We start from the raw sequence: 20,131 nt of genomic DNA, 5'->3' as shown, positions 1-20,131 counted from the left end.
CTTTCGAAGGACTGTGGTGGAATGGGGGCATGGTGACGGTCTTCTCGCGCGAATCGGCATTCTCGAGCGCCCGTCCGGGCACCGGGACGGACGCCGGCCCGAATGCCGCGGGGACACCCCCGGCCCTGGACCGCTTCCTCGCCGAGTCCACCGGCCGCGCCGGCGCCGTGGACCCGGGCTTCGCCCAGCTGTGGGAGGAGGTCACCCGCCTGAGCACCGGGGGCAAGCGGATCCGCCCCCGGCTCGTCCGGCTCGCGGCGGCCGCCTATCCCCGGCCGGAGCCCGACCCCGTGGTCGACGCCGTGGGCGCCGCCTTCGAGCTGCTGCACACCGCTCTCATCGTCCACGACGACGTCATCGACCAGGACGAGCAGCGCCGCCACCAGCCCACCGTCAACGCCGCCGCGGCCGCCCGGGCCGCGGCCTCCGGGGCCGCGCCGGAGCAGGCCCGGCAGTACGGCGCGAGCGTCGGGGTGATCGCCGGGGACCTCGCCCTGGCCGGTGCGTACCGGCTCGTGGCCCGCTCCGGGCTGTCCCCGGAGCGCCTGCCCCGGCTGCTCGAGCTGCTCGACGAGGCCCTGTTCAGCTCCGCCGCCGGCGAGCTGCTCGACGTCGACCACGCGCTGCCCGGGGCCCGCCCGGAACGGGAGCAGATCCTCGCGGCCACGTGCCTGAAGACCGCCGTCTACTCCTTCGAGACGCCGCTGCAGGCCGGGGGAGTGCTCGGCGGCGCCCCGGAGGAGCACGTCGCGGTGCTCGGGCGGCTCGGCCGCACCGTGGGCACCGCCTACCAGCTGGTGGACGACCTGCTCGGCGTCTTCGGGGACCCGGAGGCCACGGGCAAGTCCGCGGTCAGCGACCTGCGGGAGGGCAAGCGCACCATGCTCGTGCTGGCCGCCCAGTGCACGTCCGACGGCGAGGAGCTCGACGCGCTCCTCGGCCGCCCGGACCTGGGCGACGAGGAGGCCGCCCGGGCCCGTGCGCTCATCGAGCGGTGCGGGGCCCGGCAGGACGTCGAGGACATGGTCGCCGGGTGCGCCGCCGAGGCGCGGGAGCTGCTCGAGTCCGCCGGGCTGCCCGAGTCCCTCGACCGGGACCTGCGCCGCATCGTGGGCGGGGCCACGGAGCGCATCCGGTGAGCGCGGCGCAGCACGCCGGGTCCCCGGCCGAGGCCGCCGCCCGCTACGACGACGCCGCCCGGCAGGCCGCCGCGACCGTCATCCGCCGGTACTCCACCTCCTTCGGCCTGGCCTGCCGGCTCCTGGGCCCGCGGATCCGCCCCCACGTCTATGCCGTCTACGCCCTCGTGCGGATCGCCGACGAGATCGTCGACGGCGCCAGCGCCGGCGCCGGGGTCCCGGCCGAGGGGGCGCGGGAGCTGCTCGACGACCTCGAGGCCGAGACCTACGCCGCCACGGCGCGCGGGTTCAGCAGCAACCTCGTGGTGCACGCCTTCGCGCGCACGGCCCGTGACGCCGGGATCGGCCCCGACCTGGTCCGCCCCTTCTTCGCGTCGATGCGCGCCGACCTCAGCGAGGACCGGCACAGCGCCGGCTCCCTGGACGAGTACGTGTACGGCTCCGCGGAGGTGGTGGGCCTGATGTGCCTGCAGGTCTTCCTCGCGGGCCGGGAGGTGCCCCCGGACGTGCGGGCGCAGCTCGTCGCCGGGGCCCGCCGCCTGGGCGCCGCGTTCCAGAAGGTGAACTTCCTGCGGGACCTCGCCGAGGACTACGGCGAGCTGGGGCGCGTGTACTTCCCCGGCGTGGAGCCCGGTGCGTTCTCCGAGACCGAGAAGACCCGGCTGCTCGACGACATCGACGCCGACCTCGCCGCCGCCCGGGCGGTGATCGACGACCTGCCCGTGTCCTCCCGCGCCGCCGTCCTCGCCGCCCACGACCTGTTCCGGGAGCTGTCCGTGCGCATCCGTGCCACCCCCGCCCGGGAGCTGCTGAGCTCCCGGATCCGCGTCCCCGACCCGCGCAAGGCCGCGCTCGCCGCGTCCGCGGTGGTCAGGGCGAGGACCCGCCGCCGCGGGCCCGCACCGCGCGGGCGGCGCGCGGTGGTGGTCGGCGCCGGGATCGCCGGGCTCGCCGCGGCGGGCCTGCTCGCCCGGGACGGCTGGGACGTCACCGTCCTCGAGCGCGGGGCGAGCACCGGCGGGCGGGCCGGGCTGCTGGAGCGGGACGGGTTCCGCTTCGACACCGGGCCGTCCTGGTACCTGATGCCGGAGGTCTTCGACCACTTCTTCCGGCTCATGGGCTCCAGCGCGGCGCAGGAGCTCGACCTCGTGCGCCTCGACCCCGCCTACCGGGTCTACGGCGAGCGCTACGAGCACCCGATCGACATCCGCTCCGACCTCGAGGACACGGTGGCGCTGTTCGAGTCGGTGGAGCCCGGGGCCGGCGCGCGGATCCGCACGTACCTGGCCTCGGCGCAGCGCACCTACGAGCTGGCCGTGGGCCACTTCCTCTACACCTCCTACGCCGCCTTCACCCCGCTGCTGAACCGGGCGGTCCTGCGGGGGCTGCCGGAGCTCGCCCGCCACCTCTCCGGGTCCCTGCACGACCTCGCCGCCGCCACCGTCCGGGACACCCGGCTGCGGCAGGTGCTCGGCTACCCGGCCGTCTTCCTGGCCAGCGCGCCCCGGATGACGCCCTCGCTCTACCACCTGATGAGCTGGATGGACCTCGCCGACTCCGTGCAGTACCCGCGGGGCGGGTTCCGGTGCATCATCGAGGCCGTCGAACGGCTCGCCGTCGCCCACGGGGCCCGGATCCGCACCGGGGCCGACGTCGTGCGGATCCGCACCTCCGCGGCCGCGGACGGTCCCGTGCGGGCCACCGGCGTGGTGTGGCGGGACGCGGAGGGCGCCGAGCACGAGCTCGCCGCCGACCTCGTCGTCTCGGCCGCGGACCTGCACCACACGGAGACCGCGCTGCTGCCACCCGAGCTGCAGAGCTATCCGCAGCGGTACTGGGACCGGCGCCAGACCGGCCCGGGGGCGGTGCTCGTGATGCTCGGGGTGCGGGGGGAGCTGCCCCAGCTGCCCCACCACAGCCTGTTCTTCAGCGAGGACTGGGACACCAACTTCCGGGCCATCTTCGAGGAGCCCACCCGGGTGCCGGACCCCGCGTCCGTGTACGTGTGCAAGCCCTCGGCCACGGACCCCTCGGTCGCCCCGAAGGGGCACGAGAACCTCTTCGTCCTGATCCCCGTGCCCGCCGACCCGGGGCTCGGCGCCGGGGGGCCCGACGGCACCGGCGCCGCGCGCGTCGAGGAGGTCGCCGACCGGGTGATCGACCAGGTCGCCGCGTGGGCGGGCGTGCCGGACCTGCGCGAGCGGATCGTCGTGCGCCACACGGTGGGCCCCGAGGACTTCCGGCGGGACCTCAACGCCTGGCGGGGCAACGTGCTGGGCCCCGCCCACGTCCTGAAGCAGTCCGCGTTCTTCCGCAGCTCCAACAAGAGCCGCAAGGTCGCCGGGCTGCACTACTGCGGTGCCTCGACCGTTCCCGGCATCGGGCTGCCGATGTGCCTGATCAGCGCGGAGATCCTGCTCAAGGACCTGCGCGGGGACACCTCCACCGGGCCGCTGGCGGAACCCCTGGTGCCGCGCGGATGAGCTTCGCGTACCTCGGCTTCCTGCTGCTCAGCCTGGCCGGGATGGTGGTCCTCGACGTGCGGGGCCGGCTGTTCCTGGCCCACGACCCCCGCCGGGGGGCCCTGGTGCTGGCCGCGGGCGTGGCGTTCTTCCTCGCGTGGGACGTGGCCGGGATCGCCCTCGGGATCTTCCTGCACAGCCACAGCGCGTACGCGACCGGCTGGATGGTGGCCCCCCAGATCCCGGTCGAGGAGGTCGTGTTCCTGCTGTTCCTCTGCTATCTCACCATGAACGTGGTGCGGCTGACGGAGCGGGCGCTGGCGCGCCGGTCCGCCGCGGCCGAGCCGGCCCGCGAGGAGGCGGACGCCCCGTGACCTACGCGCTCGTCATCCCGGTCTTCCTGGCGCTGGCCCTGGCGCCGGCCACCCTGCTGGTCCGCCGGCCTTCCCCGGCGCCCGCCCCGCGCCGGGCCCTGGCCGTGCTGGGGATCTCCTTCGGGGTCCTGGCGCTGCTGACGGTCGTGTTCGACAACCTCATGATCGCCGCCGGGTTCTTCGACTACGGGGCCGGGCACATCACCGGGCTGCGGATCGGCCTGGTGCCGGTGGAGGACTTCGCGTATCCGCTGGCCGCGCTGCTGCTGCTGCCCGCGCTGTGGTGGGGGCTGGCCGAGCGCGGCCGGCTGACGGCCACCGTGCGCACCCTGGTGGCCACGTCCCGCCCGGTCTCGTGGGTCAACACCGCCTTCCCGTTCGCGGCGGCCTACGTCCTGACGACCGGGCGGGTGGACCTGCCCCTGGTGGTCGGGACCCTGTTCTTCCTGTTCCCCTACAACCTGCTGATGTACGGCATCAACGACGTCTACGACTACGAGTCCGACCTCCGCAACCCCCGCAAGGGCGGCGTCGAGGGCGCCCTCGTGGACCGCTCCGAGCACCGGATGATCCTGGTCGGCTCCGTGCTGGCCGCCCTGCCCTTCCTGGCGTACCTGCTGACCGCCGGCGGGGCCGCCGCGGCGGGGGTGCTCGGGGCGAGCCTCTTCGCGGTCGTGGCCTACAGTCTCGAGGGACTGCGCTTCAAGGAGGTCCCGTTCCTGGACTCGGCGACCTCCGCCGCCCACTTCGTCTCCCCGGCCGTCTACGGCCTGGTGCTCGCCGGGGCGGACCCGTCGGTGGGCGTGGTGGCCCTGTGCGCGGGCTTCTTCCTGTGGTCGATGGCCTCCCAGGCGTTCGGGGCCGTGCAGGACGTCCGGGCGGACCGGGAGGGCGGGCTGCGCTCGATCGCCACGGTGCTGGGCGCCCGCACCACCGTGGGGGCCGCCGTGGTGCTCTACCTGGCCGCCGGGCTGCTCCTGCTGCTCGTGCCCTGGCCCGGGTCGCTGGCGTCCCTGCTGGTGCTGCCCTACCTGGCGAACCTCGCGCCGTTCCTGACGATCACGGACGCCGGCTGCGCGCGGGCCAACCGCGGCTGGCGGCGGTTCCTGTGGCTGAACTACCTCACGGGGTTCCTGGCGACGATGCTGCTGCTGTGGTCCTGGGAGCTCGCGCACTGAACCCCTCGCGCCGGCACCCCACGTGCCGGCACCGCGCGGGGCGGGGGCGCGGTCTGCGCGCCACTGGGGGAGCGTACAAGAATACTAACCAGTAGTCGTCGGAAGGCGTCGCTGTTGCCGACGGGAGCGGCGGCCGATACTGGAGGCACCGGCCCGTCGGCCGTGAGCCAGGACACACGCGCGTCCCGTCCTGGCCCCGGCCGTGGTCGCCGGTGCGTCCCTGCACGACCACCGCTCCGCGGCCCACTCCCCGAGGACCTGCTCCCATGACCGTCGAACTGCTGCCCCACGTCGTCACCGCCCCGCCCCGCCCCCGCGGGACCGCGGTCCCGTCCCGGCCCCGCCCGCGCGGGACCGCCGTCCCGACCCGGGGCGCCGTCGCGCTGCGGTGCGCCTGCGGCGCGACCGGGCCCGACTGCCTGTACTGCACCGGCCCCGAGAGCGACTGAGGGGCGTGGCCGTCGTGTCCGCACCCGCCGACCGCATCGTGGCCCGCAGCCCCCGGGGCGGCTGGGAGGTGCGGGCGCCCGGCTCCCGCCGCGGCCTCCGGGCCGGCACCCGGGCCGGCGCCCTGCAGTGGGCGTGGAGCATCACCCGGGACACCGGGGGCCGGATCCTCCTGCACCCCGGCGACGCCCCCGGCCGCACGTCCGTCCCGGACCGCTGAGCCGGCCCGGCCACCCCTGAGCCGGCCCCGCCGCCGCCGGGCCGGTGGCGCTACAGGTCCGCGAGCACCGACATCGGGTGCTCCACCGCGTCGGCCACCATGCGCAGGAAGCCGCCGGCCGTCCCGCCGTCGCACACGCGGTGGTCGAAGGCCAGGGAGAGCTGGGTGAGCTTGCGGACGGCCAGCTGCCCGTCGACCACCCACGGCCGGTCGATGATCCGGCCGACCCCGAGGATCGCCACCTCGGGGTGGTTGATGATCGCCGCGGCCCCGTCCGTGCCGAACACCCCGTAGTTGTTGAGGGTGAACGTGGACCCGGACAGCTCCGCGGGGGAGGCCTTCCCGGAGCGGGCGAGCTCGGTGAGCCGCCGGAGCTCGGCGTCGAGGCCCCGGGCGCTCAGGGTGTGGGCGTTGCGGATGTTCGGCACCACGAGCCCGCGCTCGGTCTGCGCCGCGAAGCCCAGGTTCACGCCCTCGAACCGCACGATCTCCTGGCTGCCGTCCTCGCGGGTCTCGATGCGGGTGGCCAGCTCGGGGTGGCGGGCCAGGCTGGCGAGCACGAAGCGGGCGATCAGGGCCATGAGCCCCGGCGCGGTGGCGGGGTCCTGCGCCTTGAGCGCCGCGCGCAGCTCCACCAGCTCCGTGGCGTCCACGTCCACCCAGACGGTGGCCTCGGGAATCTCGGCGCGCGACCGGCTCATCGCCTGCGCGATGACCTTGCGCACCCCCGAGACCGGGACGCGCCCGGCCACGCCCAGCCCGGTGCGCGGGTCCGTCGCGGACGGCGACCCGGCGGCCGTTCCCGGTGCGGCGGGCTGCGGTGCGGCGGGCTGCGGTGCGGCGGCCACGGGCGGGAGGGAGCCCGATCCCGGTGCGGCGGCCACGACGTCCCGGCGCAGGATCAGCCCGCCGGGCCCGGAGCCGCGCACGGTGGAGATGTCGATCCCGCGGTCCTTCGCGAGCTTGCGCACGATCGGGGAGACGACGGTGGGGGCCAGCCGGGGGGCCGAGGCCATCGCGTCGTGGGCGGCCCCGGCCGCCTGCTCGGCGAGCTGCTGGGCGAGCCGGTCGCCGACCCCCTCGGCGACCGGACCGGCGGCGGCGCGCTTGGGGCGGCGCCGCCGCCCGGCCGCGGCCGCCGCCGGGGTGCCGTAGCCGATCAGCACGCTGCCGGAGCCCTCGGCGCCCTCGGTGCCGTCGGCGGTCCCGGCGGCCACGGTGCCCGCCTCGGCCGCGGCGCGGGGGTCCGCCCCGGCGCGCTCCTCCTCGCGGTAGGACTGCCCGCCGCGGGGCCCGCCGCCCTGCGGGGCGGGGGTCCCGGCGGTGTCCCCGGTGTTCACGGAGATCAGCGGCGCGCCCACGTCGAGGGTCTGCCCGGAGGCGCCGTGCAGCTCCTGCACGGTCCCGGCGAACGGGCAGGGCACCTCCACCGCGGACTTGGCGGTCTCCACCTCGGCGATGGGCTGGTCCACGGCCACGGTGTCGCCCACCTGGACCAGCCAGCTCACGAGCTCGGCCTCGGTGAGCCCCTCGCCGAGATCCGGCAGGGCGAACGTCCTCACGGTCATGGTCAGTCCTCCCACTGCAGGTCGTCCACGGCGTCGAGGATGCGGTCGACGCTGGGCAGGTAGTACTCCTCGAGCTTGGGCGAGGGGTACGGGATGTCGAAGCCGGTCACGCGCCGCACCGGCGCGGCCAGCGAGTGGAAGCAGCGCTCCTGCACGCGGGCGACGATCTCGGCGGCCACGGAGGCGAAGCCGGGGGCCTCGGCGACCACGACCACGCGCCCGGTGCGGCGCACCGACGCGGCGACCGTCTCGTCGTCGAACGGCACGATGCTGCGCAGGTCCACGACTTCGAGGGAGCGGCCCTCGGCCTCGGCGGCCGCCGCGGCCGCCAGGGCGGTCGGCACGGACGGCCCGTAGGTGAGGATCGTGGCGTCCCGCCCGGTGCGGGCGACGACGGCGCGGCCCTCCCGGCGCTCCGCGGCCCGGTTCTCGTACCGGTCCCTCAGCTCGGCCAGGTCCACCGGCGCCTTGGACCAGTAGAGCTTCTTGGGCTCGAAGAACACCACGGGGTCGTCGGAGTCGATCGCCTCACGGAGCATGAGGTAGGCGTCCTCGACGGTGGCCGGGGTGAAGACCTTCAGCCCCGGGGTGTGGGCGTAGTAGGCCTCGGAGGAGTCGCAGTGGTGCTCCACCCCGCCGATGCCGCCGGCGTAGGGGATGCGGATGACGATCGGCAGGGTCACGGCGCCGCGGGTGCGGTTGTGCATCTTCGCGATGTGCGAGGCGACCTGTTCGAACGCCGGGTAGGCGAAGGCGTCGAACTGCATCTCGACCACCGGGCGCATCCGGTTCATCGCCATGCCCACGGCCATCCCGGCGATCCCGGACTCGGCCAGCGGGGTGTCGAAGCAGCGGGTGCGGCCGAAGCGCCGCGTCAGCCCGTCGGTGATCCGGAAGACCCCGCCGAGGGTCCCGACGTCCTCCCCGAAGACGACGACGGCGTCGTCGGCGGCCAGGGCGTCGGCGAGGGCGGTGTTGAGGGCCTGGGCGAAGGAGGCCGTCGGGGCGGCCGGGGTGCGCCCGGACGGGGCGGGGGCCTGGAGGGTGCTCACGGTGCGGTCTCCTCTCGGGCGAGCTCGGCGGCCAGGAACTGCTCCTGCTCGGCGAGCTGCGGGGTCTGCTCGGTGTAGACGTGGCGGAAGAGCGCGCGCGGGTCGACCTCCACGTCGGCGTTCATGCCGTCGCGCAGGGCCGCGGCGACGTCCTCGGCGGCGGCGGCGATGCGCTGCTCGGCCGCGTCGTCGAGCAGGCCCTCCCCGGCCAGGTAGGCGCGCATGCGGGTCACGGGGTCCTTGGCGATCCACTCCTGCACCTCGGCGTCGTCGCGGTAGCGGGTCGCGTCGTCGGCGTTGGTGTGGGCCTGCATGCGGTAGGTGTGGGCCTCCAGGAGGAGGGGCTCGGACTCGGCGCGGGCCAGGTCCACGGCGCGGCCCAGCGTGGCGAGCAGGGCCACCAGGTCGTTGCCGTCCACCCGCTCCCCGGCCATGCCGTAGCCGACCGCCTTGTGGGCCAGGCTGGGGGCGGCCGACTGCTGGGACAGGGGCACGGAGATCGCGTAGCCGTTGTTCTGCACGAAGAACACGACCGGCAGCTTGAACACGGCGGCGAAGTTCAGGGCCTCGTGGAAGTCGCCCTCGCTCGTGGCGCCGTCGCCGCACATGGCCAGGACCACGGTGTCCTCGCCGCGCAGCTTCGCGGCGTGGGCCACGCCCACCGCGTGCAGCAGCTGGGTGGTGAGCGGGGTCGACTGGATGCCGACGTGGTGCTCGTGGGGGTCGTAGCCCCCGTGCCACTCGCCGCGGAAGATCGACATCACGTCCAGGGGCCGCACGCCCCGGGTCATCACGGCCACGGTGTCCCGGTAGGTGGGGAACAGCCAGTCGCCCGGCCGCAGGCACAGGGCGGCGGCGACCTGGCAGGCCTCCTGCCCGTGGCTGGAGGGGTAGACGGCCATCCGGCCCTGGCGCACCAGCGCGGAGTTCTGGTCGTTGACCCGGCGGCCCACCACCAGCTTCTCGTAGGCGCCCAGCAGCACGTCCCCCGCGGGCAGCGGGTACTCGTGGCCGGGCTCGGTGCCCTGCTCGTGGGCCGGCAGCAGGCGGCCGGCGGGGTCCACCATCCGGATCTCGCCGCGGGCCGGGAGCATGTACTGCTCCGGCGTGATGCCGAAGCTCTGGGAGGCCCGGAGGATCGGGTCCTCGGGGGTCTCGACGGTCTGGCTCATGGTGTCCCCTCGGTCGGTCCCCGGTCCGGGTGGGGACGCGGGACGGCGGGAAGGCCGCTGAAGTTCTGTCCGCCCAGTATGGGAAGAACAGCCGGTTCGTATCCAGGCGCCCGGGAAAGTCCAGATTCCTGCGCGCAGGGGTGCCGTCCGCGTGGACGAAATGTTCTACTGTGGCGTGGGACACACGCATTCGTCCGACATAGGTCCCGCCCTCATGTCCCGCCCTCGCACCCCGCCCCGAAGGAGCCCGCCGTGCCCTCGACCCCCGTCCCGCTGGACGAGACCGACCGCAAGATCCTCGCCGAGCTCTCCCGGGACGCCCGGCAGTCGGTGACCGCGATCGCCGCGGCCGTGCACGTCTCCCGCGCCCACGCCTACGCCCGCATCAACCGGCTGCGCGACGAAGGGGTGATCCTGCGCTTCGGCACCGTGATCGACCCGGTGCGCGCCGGGCTGCAGGCCTCGGCCTACGTGACGCTGAAGCTGCAGCAGAACACCTGGCGGGAGCTGTGCGGGCAGCTGCAGGCGATCCCGGCGGTGCACCACATCGCCTTGGTGGGCGGGAACTTCGACGTCATGCTGCTGGTGCGCGCCGTGGACACGGTGCACCTGCGGCAGGTGATCTTCGAGCACGTCCAGCAGCTGCCCGGCGTGGTGGACACCCAGACGTTCCTGATCTTCGAGGACATCGACACCCGGGCGTGACCCGCCCCGGCGCGCGGGCCGTCACGGACGTCGTCACGGGGGTGTCACGAACGGCGTCACGATCCGTCACGGACGTCATCTTCGGTCGTGGAACGGCGCCGGTGCGCCTCCCGCATAGTGTGGTCCCAGCTTCACGAGACGCGACCGCCAAGCTCCGACTGGGTCGCGCACCAACCCCATGCTCACCGGGTGGTTCGGATGAGGAAGCGGCCTGCATCCCCGTTGCCGTGCGACGGGTGACCGGTGCGGGTAAGAGCAAGCGCACAGGAGCCGCGCCATGTCCCTCCCCGTGACCGACCAGGACCTCTCGACCCGGCAGATCCACGCCGGCGCCGACCACGACCCCGGGCAGCGCACCCTCACGGTGCCGATCTACCAGAGCGCCGCCTTCGAGTTCCCGGACTACGAGGCCGCCCGGCAGATGTTCGCCCAGACCCGGGCCGGCTTCACCTACACCCGCACCGGCAACCCGACGGTCGCCGTGCTCGAGCAGCGGATCAGCGAGCTCGAGGGCGGGAGGGGAGCCGTGGCCACCGGCTCGGGGCAGGCCGCGGTGGCCGTGGCGCTGCTGGCCCTGCTCGGCCAGGGGGAGGACAGGCACCTGGTCGCCTCCGAGAAGCTCTACGGCGGGACCGTGGACCTGCTCACCGACTCGCTGGCCGACCACGGCGTCGAGGTGGACTTCGTGGACCCCACCGTCCCCGGCGCCTGGGCCGCGGCCGTGCGCCCCGACACCCGGGCCTTCCTGCTCGAGTCCATCGGCAACCCGCTGGCCACGCTGCCGGACCTGCCCGGGATCGCCGACGTCGCCCGGGCGGCCCGGGTGCCCGTCGTCGTCGACAACACCCTCGCCTCCCCGGCGCTGTACCGGCCGCTGGAGAAGGGCGCGGACATCGTGGTGCACTCGGCCACCAAGTTCCTCGGCGGCCACGGCAACGCCCTCGCCGGGGCGGTCGTGGACGGCGGGACGTTCGACTGGTCCGCGCAGCCCGAGAGGTGGCCGCAGTTCACCCGCGCCCGCGCCCGCTGGGGCGGGCAGAGCCTGCTCGACAGGTGCGCCGGCGCCAGCCCCTACCTGCACCTGGTCCGGGCCAAGTACGTGCACGACCTCGGCACCACGCTGTCCCCGTTCAACGCCAGCCAGATCCTGCAGGGCACCGAGACCCTCGACCTGCGGGTGGCCCGGCACACGGCCTCGGCGCTGACCGTGGCCGAGTTCCTCGCCGGTCACCCCGCCGTCGCACGCGTGCACCACCCCGGGCTGCCGGGGGACCCCGGGGCCGGGATCGCGGCCCGGGACTTCCCCCGCGGCACCGGCTCCGTGTTCTCCTTCGACCTCGCGGCCCCGGACGCCGCCGTGGGGCCCTTCATCGACGGGCTGCGGCTGTTCAAGCTGGTCGCCAACATCGGCGACACCCGCAGCCTCGTGGCCCACCCGGCCGCGATGACCCACTGCCGGCTCACGCCCGAGCAGCGCCGGGCCGGCGGGATCGCCGAGACCACCATCCGGCTCTCGGTCGGCCTCGAGGCCCCGCAGGACCTCGTGGCCGACCTCGGCCAGGCCCTCGACGCCGTGCTCGAGACCGTTTCGAACTTCCGGAAGTGAGCCCCACCATGAGTCAGACCGTCACCACCCGCCGGCAGGGCTTCACCACCACCGCCGTCCACGCCGGCCAGCAGCCCGACCCGCTGACCGGGGCCGTCATCCCGCCGGTCTACCAGACCTCCACCTTCGCCCAGGACGGGATCAACGTCCTGCGCGCCGGCCACGAGTACAGCCGCGGCTCGAACCCCACCCGCAACGGCTTCGAGGAGCAGCTCGCGGCCCTGGAGCACGGCGAGCGCGGGTTCGCCTTCGCCTCCGGGATCGCCGCCGAGGACGCGCTGCTGCGGGCGGTGCTGCGCCCGGGCGAGCACGTGGTGCTCGGCGCCGACGGCTACGGCGGCACCAACCGGCTGATCACCCGGGTGCTCGCCCCGTGGGGGATCGGTCACACGCCCGTGGAGATCACCGACCTCGACGCCGTCCGCGCCGCGGTCCGTCCCGGGGACACCGCGGTCCTGTGGCTGGAGACGCCCTCCAACCCGCTGCTCGGCATCGCCGACGTCGCGGCCTGGGCGGAGCTGGCCCGGGAGGCGGGGGCGCTGCTCGTGGTGGACAACACCTTCGCGTCCCCGTACCTGCAGAACCCGCTGCTGCTCGGCGCCCACGCCGTGGTGCACTCCACCACCAAGTACATCGGCGGGCACTCCGACGTCCTCGGCGGGGCCGTGGTCGTCGGGGCGGGCTCCTGGCGCGGCGCCCCGCTCGCCGAGACGGTCGGCTTCCAGCAGTTCGCCGCCGGCGCCGTGGCCGGACCCCAGGACAGCTACCTGGCCGCCCGCGGGCTCAAGACCCTGAGCCTGCGCATGGAGCGCCACCAGGAGAACGCCCAGCGGATCGCCGAGTGGCTGCTGGAGCGCCCGGAGGTGTCCCGGGTGCTCTACCCCGGGCTGCCCGAGCACCCCGGCCACGCGCTCGCCGCGACGCAGATGCGCGGGTCCGGCGGCATGGTCTCCTTCCGCCTCGCCGGGGGAGAGGCCGCGGCCCGCGCCGTGGCCGAGGGCACGCGGCTGTACTCGCTGTCCGTGAGCCTGGGCGGGGTCGAGTCGCTCATCTGCTATCCGTCGGAGATGACGCACGCGTCCGTCCAGGGCACCGCGCTCGCCGTGCCCGTGGACCTGGTGCGGCTCTCGGTGGGGATCGAGGACGTCGAGGACCAGCTGGAGGACCTCGAGCGGGCGCTCGCGGGCGCGGCCTCGTAGCCCAGCGCGCTACCCTGGCCCGCATGAGCACCGGCACCCCGCACCCCGAGACGTTCCTCGAGCTGCCCGGACCCGTGGTGGACACCGGGTGGCTGGCCGACCACCTGGGTGACCCCCGGCTGGTGCTGGTGGACGCGAGCTCCACGCTCAACCGCACCGAGGAGGCGATCCCGGGCGCGCTGCTCCTGGACCTGGACGGGCCGTTCTCCGACCCGTCCGCGGAGCTGCCGCACACGATGCCCCCGGGGGACCGGCTGACCGCGGCGGCCCGGGCGCTGGGGATCTCCCGGACCAGCACCGTGGTGGCCTACGACGGCAAGGGGATCTTCGCCTCCGCCCGGGTGTGGTGGATGCTGCGGGCGGCGGGCTTCGACCGGGTCGCGGTGCTGGACGGCGGGCTGCCGGCCTGGACCGCCGACGGGCGTCCGGTGGGCGCCCACGCGGATCCGCCCGCCGCGCCCGGGGACGTCGAGCTCGTGCCGCAGGAGGGGTTCTTCGTGGGCGCCGACGAGGTCGCCGACGCCCTCGGGGAGCCCGGGGCGGTGGTCCTCGACGCCCGCTCCGCCGGCCGGTTCGCGGGCACGGAGCCCGAACCGCGGCCCGGTCTGCGCCCCGGCCACATGCCCGGGGCGGTCAGCCTGCCGTACACGGAGCTGCAGGACGCGGACGGGCGACTGCTGCCGCTGCCCGAGCTGCGGGCGCGGCTCGGGGCGGCGGCCCCCGAGGGGCGGCGGGTGGTCACCAGCTGCGGCTCGGGGCTCACGGCGTGCGTCCTGGCCCTGGGCGCCCACCTCGCGGGCCGGACGGACGTCGCCGTCTACGACGGCTCCTGGGCCGAGTGGGGCCGCCCGGGCCCGCGGCCGGTGATCGGCCCCGGCTGAGCCGGGGCGGCCCCGCTCGGCGGCCGGAGCCCGGCCCGCGGTCAGCCGCGGGCCGCGGCGTCCCGCGCGACGGCGGCGCGCTCGGCGCCGGTCTGCTCGGCGCCGCTCTGCTCGGCGGCGGGCGCGGGCGCACCCGGCCCGGAGCCGTCCCGCGCGGCCGCCGCGGCCAGGATGTTGCGGGCCATCGAGGGGAAGATGAAGCCGTGGAAGGGCCACACGCCCCACCAGTAGAGCCGGCCGGGCAGGCCCTTCGGGAAGAAGATGGCCCGCTGCCGGTAGCGGCTGCCCTCGCCCTCGGGCTCCACGGACAGCTCGAGCCAGGCCCGGCCGGGGGCCCGCATCTCCGCGTGCAGCAGCAGCTTGTGGCCCTCCTCCAGCGCCTCGACCCGCCACCAGTCCACGTACTCGCCGACCTGCAGGTCGGTGGCGTCGCGGCGGCCGCGGTTGAGACCGGCGCCGCCCACGAGCTTGTCCATGATGCCGCGGACCTGCCAGGCCAGGGGCAGCGAGTACCAGCCGTTGCGCCCGCCGATGGACTCGATGACCCGCCACACCTGCTCGGGGCGGGCCGGCCCGGTCCGGCTGCGCTCGTCGACGAAGACCGTGCGCCCGGCCCAGTCCGGGTCCGAGGGGAGGGGGTCCGCGGCGGCCTCGGAGGAGCTGTAGTGGACGTCCCACGTGGTCTCCACGGAGTTGTCCTCGATCTTCTTCAGGGCCAGCGACACGGCCCGGCGGTAGCCCGCCAGGCCCTCGGGGGGCGGGGGGATGTGGGCGTCGATGTCGTGCTCGTCCGCCACCGCGTCGTGCTGCAGGGACTGCACGAGCGGCACGGCCAGGGACAGCGGGATCGGGGTGACCATGCCCACCCAGAACCCGGACAGCCGCGGCGCCGGCAGGGGGAGGTGGAAGACCACCCGCCGGCGCAGTCCCGCCACGCGGGCGTAGCGGCGCATGGCGTCCGCGTAGGTCATCACGTCGCGGGAGCCGATGTCGAAGGTGCGGTTGAGGTCCTCCGGCAGGTCCATCGCGTGGATAAGGTAGTACAGGACGTCGCGCACGGCGATGGGCTCGATCCGGTTGGTCACCCAGGAGGGGGCCGGCATCACCGGGAGGGTGTCGCCCAGGTGCCGGATCATCTCGAAGGAGGCCGAGCCGGAGCCGATCACCACGCCCGCCTGGAGGACGACCGCGGGCACCGCCCCGGCCAGCAGGATCTCCCCGACCCGCACCCGCGAGCGCATGTGCTGGGACAGCTCCACCCCGGAGGGGTGCAGGCCGGAGAGGTAGACGATGCGCCGCACCCCGGCCCGCGCCGCGGCCTCGGCCACGGTCCGGGCCATCTGCGCCTCCTGCTCCTCGAACTGGCGGGAGCCGCCCATGGAGTGCACCAGGTAGTACAGGGTGTGGACGTCCCGGCAGGCGGCGGTCATCCCGTCCAGGTCGTTGAGGTCCGTCTCGGCGACCTCCACCCGGTCCCGCCACGGCACGGAGCGCAGCTTGCCGGGGGAGCGCACGGCCACGCGCACGGTGTGGCCCGCCGCCAGCATGCGGGGCGCCAGGCGCCCGCCGACGTAGCCGGTGGCACCGGTGATGAGGACGCGCTGGGAAGAGCTCATGGCCTGCCTTTCGTGCGGGTCCCGTGAGCGTACCAACGCCGCCCGACAGGGCCCTGTGCGCCGGCCGGGCCGCCGGTGGGCACGGCGACGGCCGCACCCGGGCGGGGTGCGGCCGTCGTGGGCGGCGCCGCGGGGAGCGGGCCGGGGAGGCGGGTCAGGGCAGCGCCAGGCGGAACACCTTCGCCCACGCCGAGGCCACCTGCTTGGGCAGGGGGCCCGTGGTGTAGGGCAGCTCGTAGCGCTCGCAGATCTCGCGCACCTTCACGGCAACCTCGGCGTAGCGGTTGGAGGGCAGGTCCGGGAACAGGTGGTGCTCGATCTGGAAGGACAGATTGCCGGTCATCAGGTGCATCAGCCGCGAGCCCGAGATGTTGGCCGAGCCGATCATCTGCCGCACGTACCAGTCCCCGCGGGTCTCGCCCTCGATCTGCTCCTCCGTGAAGGTGTCCGCCCCGGCCGGGAAGTGGCCGCAGAAGATCACGGCGTGCGCCCAGATGTTGCGCACGGCGTTGGCGGTCAGCGTCGCGGTCAGCGCCTGCTTCGCGGAGCCGGTCACGGCGGCGGCGGCGGGCGTGGCTGCGTAGTCCTTGGCGGCCTGCTTCACGAACTTCGCCCCGAGGGCCTTGAGCCCGCGCTTCAGCTCGGCGACCGGCTTGCGGCCCTCCCGCACCTCGTCCAGCTCGAGGTCGTAGATCGCGATGCCCCACTCGAAGACCGGGGCGAGCAGCGCGTTGTAGAGCGGGTTGCCCAGGTTGCGCGGCGTCCACGGCTGGTCCTCGTCCATGCGCAGGATCGTGTACCCGACGTCCCGGTCCTTGCCGACCACGTTGGTCCAGGTGTGGTGGAGGTCGTTGTGGGTGTGCTGCCACGCCTCGGCGGGGGTCACGAAGTCCCACTCCCAGGTGGTGGAGTGGATGTCGGGGTCGCGCATCCAGTCCCACTGCCCGTGCAGGACGTTGTGGCCGATCTCCATGTTCTCGAGGATCTTGGCGACGGTCAGCATGCCGGTGCCGGCGAGCCAGGCGGGCCGGTGCTTGGCGAACAGCAGCGCGGCCCGCCCGGCCAGCTCGAGGGAGCGCTGGGTGGCGATCACCCGGCGGATGTAGGCGGCGTCGCGGGCGCCGCGGGTGGCGATCACGGACTCGCGCAGCGCGTCGAGCTCCCGGCCCAGCTCCTGGATCTGCGCGTCGGAGAGGTGGGCGGCGGCGGAGGGCTTGGCCCGTCCGGCGGACCTGCCCTGGTCGAGCAGGAGGGGGGTGACGATGGTCATGGTGTCGCTCCTTCGGGAACGGGATCGGGGAAGGAAATCAGGGGGCGGGGCGGTGCTCAGGCGTCGAGGCTGACGGGGCCGGCGGCCGTGGACACGCACGTCTGGACGAGGTGGCCCGGCTCCCCGTGCACCTGCCCGGTGCGGGTGTCCCGGACCTGCCCGGAGAGCAGGGGGGTCACGCAGGCGTGGCAGATGCCCATGCGGCAGCCGCTGCGCATCATGAGCCCGGCCTCCTCGCCGGCGGCGAGTAGGGTCGTGGCGCTGTCGGCCTCGACCTCGGTGTCGGACTTCTCGAAGGTCACGCGGCCGCCCTCCCCGCCCGCGCCGGGGGCGACGACGGCGGCGAAGCGCTCGACCCGCAGCTCGCCCTCCTCCCGCTGCCACAGGGCCTCGGCGGCGTCGAGGAAGTCCGCGGGCCCGCACGCGTAGGCGGCGCGGTCCCGCCAGTCGGGGCAGGCGGCGTCGAGGTCGCCGGTCCCGGCGAGGTCCAGCCGGCGGCCGCGCTCCCCGGTGAACCACTGGACGAGGCGGAAGCCCGGGAACTGGTCGGCCAGCTCCAGCAGCTCCTCGCGGAAGAGGGACTCCTCCGGCGAGCGGGAGGAGTGCACGAGCACGAGGTCGGCGTCCGCGCGGCGGGGCACCAGGGTGCGGATCATGGACATGACCGGGGTGAGACCGCTGCCCGCGGTGAGCATGAGCAGCGGGCGGGGGCTCTCGGGGAGCACGAAGTCGCCCTCCGGCGGGGCGAGGAAGAGGACGTCGCCGCGGCGGGTCCCCCGCACCAGGGCGGTGGAGACCTTGCCCATCGCGGTCACGGTGATGGCCGGGTCCTGCCCGGCGCCGGTGCTGAGCGAGTAGGAGCGCCAGTGCCGCACCCCGTCGATCTCCACCCCGATGCGCGCCCACTGGCCGGCCTCGTGCGCGTTCCAGCCCCGGCCGGGTCGGAACCGGATCGTCACCGAGTCCGCGGTCTCGGGGACCACGGAGGTCACCAGGCCGCGGAGCTGGCGGGCGCTGGCCAGGGGGTCGATGAGCTGGAGGAAGTCCTCCGGGGAGCGCGGCGTCGTGAAGGCCGACGCGAGGCGGGAGAGCAGTCGTATGGATGGCACCTAATCACTGTGCCGCAAATCCGGTGCCGATTCTCGTTCCGTCACGTACTCTTTCAGCGGAGAAACTGTGTCATCGGAATGAAGAGGGGGCGCCGGTGGGTGCACCGGACCAGCCGGGCCGGACGGACCGGGAGCTGCCCTGGACGTCCCTGCCCCCGGCCCTCACCCCGCTGCTCGTGCCCCACCTGCCCGCCGTCGCGGAGGAGCTGCTGGACGCCGTGCGCCACGACGTCCCGGTCTACGCCCGGCCGCTCGAGGGCCTGTTCGGGGACAGCATCCGGCGGGGGGTCGAGGTGGCCCTGACCCGCTTCCTGCACCTGCCCGGGACCGTGCGCCCGGCGCTGCAGCAGGAGGACCGGAGGGTCTACGAGCGGCTCGGCCGCGGCGAGGTGCGGGAGGGGCGCCCCATGGACGCCCTGTTCGCCGCCTACCGCTCCGGGGCCCGCACCACGCTGCGCTCCCTGTCCCGGGTGGCCATGGACGCCGGGTTCGAGGCCTCCGTGCTGATCGAGCTGGCTGAGTCGGTCTTCGCCTACATCGAGGAGCTCTCCGCGGCCAGCGCGGAGGGGTACGCCCTGGAGCAGTCCGAGCGCGCGGGGGAGCGGGACCGGATGCTGGACGCCCTCGCGGACATGCTGGTCCGCGGCCACGTGGTGGAGGACACCGTGCGCGGCGCCGCGGCCGCGGCCGGCTGGCCGGTGCCGGAGCGCGTGGTCGTGGTGACGCTGGCCGCCGACCGCCGGGTGGGCCTGCGCTCCCGGCTGGGGGAGCGGGCGCTGCTCACGTCCCGCCCCGGCGACGTGGTGGCCGTGGTGCCGGAGCCGTCCTCGGCGTCCGGTCGCCAGGACCTGGCGCGGGCGCTCACGGGACGCAGCGCCGTGATCGGCCCGGGCCGTCCCTGGTACGCGGCCGCCGACTCCCTGCGGCTGGCGGCGCTGACCCGTGACCTGATGCGGCGGGAGGAGCCGGCCGGGGAGGGGCCGGTGTGGGTCGCGGAGCACCTCGTGCAGCTCGTGCTGCACGGCGAGCGCTCCGTGGTGGAGGACCTCGCCGCCCAGCGGCTGGCCCCGCTGGACGAGCTGCGCCCGGGGCAGCGGGAGCGGCTCGGCGCCACCCTCCTGTCCTGGCTCGCCCACCAGGGGCAGCGCGCGGCCATGGCCGCGGAGCTGGGGATCCACGAGCAGACGGTGGGCTACCGGGTGAACCAGCTGCGGGAGGTCTTCGGGGAGGCCCTCAACGACCCGCAGACCCGCTTCGAGCTCGAGCTCGTCCTGCGCGCCGGGTTCCGCTGACCCCGCGTCCCGCCGGGCTCAGCCGGTGTGCTTGTAGGACTCCCGCTCGCGGGCGTCGTGCGCGGCCTGCTCGGCCACGGTGATGGCGCCGCCGCCCCGGTGCGCCGGCATCCACCACGCGCCGGGTGCGGGGGTGACCGGGTAGCTGTCGATGCACCGGTCGATCCCCTCCTGCAGGGCCTCCCGCAGCCGCGCGCTCGCGGCGCGGACGTCCTCGTCGGCGGCGACGCGCAGCAGCGGGCCGACGTGCACCCGCACGGGGGTTCCCCGGACGTCGCGCAGCCGGATCCGGCCCCGGCCCCGGGTGAGCATCCGGTGCCCGCCCCACACGGCCACGGGGATGATCGGGGCGCCGGTCTCCGCGGCCAGCCGGGCGGCGCCGGTGCGCAGCGGACGCACGGTCCAGCTGCGGCTGACCCCGCCCTCGGGGAACACGGCGAGGAACTCCCCGCGCCGCAGCTTCGCCAGGGCCTCCGCGTAGGCGGGGGCGCCGTCGGCGCGGTCGACGACGACGTGGTCGCACAACCGGCACACCGCGGTCACGAAGGCGCTGCCGGTGTGCTTGCGGGTGATGAGGAACCGCGAGTGGGCCCGCAGCCGGCGCCAGACCACCAGCTGCGCGAACACGAAGTCGAGGTAGCCGAAGTGGGTCACCGCCACCACGGCGCCCCGGCCGGGCCCGACCTCCCGGTCCAGCCCGTGCACCATCTGGTCGTCCGGCAGGTGCTCCTCGCCCGAGGCGAGCAGCGGAACGCGGAAGAGCCGCACCGCGGCGAGGCCGGCGAGCACGATGGCCCGGTAGGCGTACTTGCTGGGGCGCAGCTGCAGGGCCACGGTCCCT

The 20,131-nt window shown here is 75.0% G+C and carries 18 protein-coding genes and 1 riboswitch; of the genes, 11 read left to right on the top strand and 7 right to left on the bottom strand.

Features of this window, described 5'->3' with window-relative positions; translation table 11 throughout:
• The first annotated feature begins 29 nt into the window (after window positions 1-29).
• The 6 genes from ACWCOM_RS10840 (at window position 30) to ACWCOM_RS10815 (ending at window position 5,820) form a co-directional block, all read left to right on the top strand.
• A complete protein-coding gene (locus ACWCOM_RS10840; RefSeq protein WP_454548756.1) occupies window positions 30-1,139 on the top strand; it encodes a polyprenyl synthetase family protein in 1,110 nt (369 codons plus the stop codon).
• On the top strand, window positions 1,136-3,622 hold the full coding sequence (gene crtI, locus ACWCOM_RS10835) for a phytoene desaturase family protein (protein ID WP_454548755.1): 2,487 nt from the start codon (window positions 1,136-1,138) through the stop codon (window positions 3,620-3,622). Before ACWCOM_RS10840 ends, crtI begins: the two co-directional genes overlap by 4 nt.
• Window positions 3,619-3,975 (top strand): lycopene cyclase domain-containing protein, encoded by a 357-nt coding sequence (locus ACWCOM_RS10830; RefSeq protein ID WP_454548754.1) that lies wholly within the window; start codon window positions 3,619-3,621, stop codon window positions 3,973-3,975. Before crtI ends, ACWCOM_RS10830 begins: the two co-directional genes overlap by 4 nt.
• The gene (locus ACWCOM_RS10825; protein WP_454548753.1) at window positions 3,972-5,153 is read left to right on the top strand and encodes a prenyltransferase; all 1,182 of its coding nucleotides are present in this window, start codon (window positions 3,972-3,974) and stop codon (window positions 5,151-5,153) included. Before ACWCOM_RS10830 ends, ACWCOM_RS10825 begins: the two co-directional genes overlap by 4 nt.
• Window positions 5,154-5,419: 266 nt before the next feature.
• Window positions 5,420-5,602 carry a hypothetical protein gene (locus tag ACWCOM_RS10820; protein WP_454548752.1) on the top strand — a complete coding sequence of 61 codons (183 nt, stop codon included), beginning with the start codon at window positions 5,420-5,422 and terminating at the stop codon, window positions 5,600-5,602.
• Window positions 5,603-5,616: 14 nt separating this feature from the next.
• Window positions 5,617-5,820 carry a DUF2188 domain-containing protein gene (locus ACWCOM_RS10815; RefSeq protein ID WP_454548751.1) on the top strand — a complete coding sequence of 68 codons (204 nt, stop codon included), beginning with the start codon at window positions 5,617-5,619 and terminating at the stop codon, window positions 5,818-5,820.
• Between the two features lie 50 nt (window positions 5,821-5,870).
• On the opposite strand, the gene ACWCOM_RS10810 is transcribed toward ACWCOM_RS10815, so the two are convergent.
• Genes ACWCOM_RS10810 through ACWCOM_RS10800 form a run of 3 tightly spaced genes read right to left on the bottom strand, consistent with a single transcriptional unit; the run spans window position 5,871 to window position 9,612 of the window.
• The gene (locus ACWCOM_RS10810) at window positions 5,871-7,388 is read right to left on the bottom strand and encodes a dihydrolipoamide acetyltransferase family protein (protein ID WP_454548750.1); all 1,518 of its coding nucleotides are present in this window, start codon (window positions 7,386-7,388) and stop codon (window positions 5,871-5,873) included.
• Between the two features lie 2 nt (window positions 7,389-7,390).
• Complete coding sequence (locus tag ACWCOM_RS10805; RefSeq protein WP_454548749.1) at window positions 7,391-8,440, bottom strand: alpha-ketoacid dehydrogenase subunit beta; 1,050 nt, start codon at window positions 8,438-8,440, stop codon at window positions 7,391-7,393.
• Entirely contained in the window at window positions 8,437-9,612 is a 1,176-nt protein-coding gene (locus ACWCOM_RS10800) for a thiamine pyrophosphate-dependent enzyme (RefSeq protein WP_454548748.1), read from the bottom strand. Before ACWCOM_RS10800 ends, ACWCOM_RS10805 begins: the two co-directional genes overlap by 4 nt.
• Window positions 9,613-9,864: 252 nt before the next feature.
• Between ACWCOM_RS10800 and ACWCOM_RS10795 the strand changes: the two genes are divergently transcribed.
• The 4 genes from ACWCOM_RS10795 to ACWCOM_RS10780 all read left to right on the top strand — a co-directional run bounded on the left by ACWCOM_RS10795 (window position 9,865) and on the right by ACWCOM_RS10780 (window position 14,003).
• Window positions 9,865-10,317 carry an Lrp/AsnC family transcriptional regulator gene (locus tag ACWCOM_RS10795; protein ID WP_454548747.1) on the top strand — a complete coding sequence of 151 codons (453 nt, stop codon included), beginning with the start codon at window positions 9,865-9,867 and terminating at the stop codon, window positions 10,315-10,317.
• A 129-nt stretch (window positions 10,318-10,446) separates the two neighbouring features.
• Window positions 10,447-10,579: riboswitch (SAM riboswitch) on the top strand.
• 15 nt (window positions 10,580-10,594) lie between these two features.
• Entirely contained in the window at window positions 10,595-11,923 is a 1,329-nt protein-coding gene (locus ACWCOM_RS10790; RefSeq protein WP_454548746.1) for an O-acetylhomoserine aminocarboxypropyltransferase/cysteine synthase family protein, read from the top strand.
• 8 nt (window positions 11,924-11,931) lie between these two features.
• Entirely contained in the window at window positions 11,932-13,122 is a 1,191-nt protein-coding gene (locus ACWCOM_RS10785) for a cystathionine gamma-synthase (protein WP_454548745.1), read from the top strand.
• Window positions 13,123-13,145: 23 nt separating this feature from the next.
• Complete coding sequence (locus ACWCOM_RS10780) at window positions 13,146-14,003, top strand: sulfurtransferase (protein ID WP_454548744.1); 858 nt, start codon at window positions 13,146-13,148, stop codon at window positions 14,001-14,003.
• Window positions 14,004-14,044: 41 nt separating this feature from the next.
• Here ACWCOM_RS10780 and ACWCOM_RS10775 read toward each other — a convergent pair whose 3' ends face one another.
• The 3 genes from ACWCOM_RS10775 to ACWCOM_RS10765 all read right to left on the bottom strand — a co-directional run bounded on the left by ACWCOM_RS10775 (window position 14,045) and on the right by ACWCOM_RS10765 (window position 17,998).
• Window positions 14,045-15,619 carry an SDR family oxidoreductase gene (locus tag ACWCOM_RS10775; protein ID WP_454548743.1) on the bottom strand — a complete coding sequence of 525 codons (1,575 nt, stop codon included), beginning with the start codon at window positions 15,617-15,619 and terminating at the stop codon, window positions 14,045-14,047.
• Window positions 15,620-15,773: 154 nt separating this feature from the next.
• Entirely contained in the window at window positions 15,774-16,889 is a 1,116-nt protein-coding gene (locus ACWCOM_RS10770; protein ID WP_454548742.1) for a fatty acid desaturase family protein, read from the bottom strand.
• Between the two features lie 56 nt (window positions 16,890-16,945).
• Window positions 16,946-17,998 (bottom strand): ferredoxin reductase, encoded by a 1,053-nt coding sequence (locus ACWCOM_RS10765; protein WP_454548741.1) that lies wholly within the window; start codon window positions 17,996-17,998, stop codon window positions 16,946-16,948.
• 95 nt (window positions 17,999-18,093) lie between these two features.
• On the opposite strand from ACWCOM_RS10765, the gene ACWCOM_RS10760 reads away from it, so the two are divergent.
• Window positions 18,094-19,290 (top strand): PucR family transcriptional regulator, encoded by a 1,197-nt coding sequence (locus ACWCOM_RS10760; RefSeq protein ID WP_454548740.1) that lies wholly within the window; start codon window positions 18,094-18,096, stop codon window positions 19,288-19,290.
• 18 nt (window positions 19,291-19,308) lie between these two features.
• On the opposite strand, the gene ACWCOM_RS10755 is transcribed toward ACWCOM_RS10760, so the two are convergent.
• Window positions 19,309-20,124, bottom strand: a complete 816-nt coding sequence (locus ACWCOM_RS10755; RefSeq protein WP_454548739.1) for a lysophospholipid acyltransferase family protein — start codon at window positions 20,122-20,124, stop codon at window positions 19,309-19,311.
• Between the last annotated feature and the right edge of the window lie 7 nt (window positions 20,125-20,131).

Source organism: Kocuria sp. KH4 (assembly GCF_053711175.1).
Note: the sequence above shows the minus strand (reverse complement) of the source record. Positions and strands in the feature narration are given on the sequence as shown.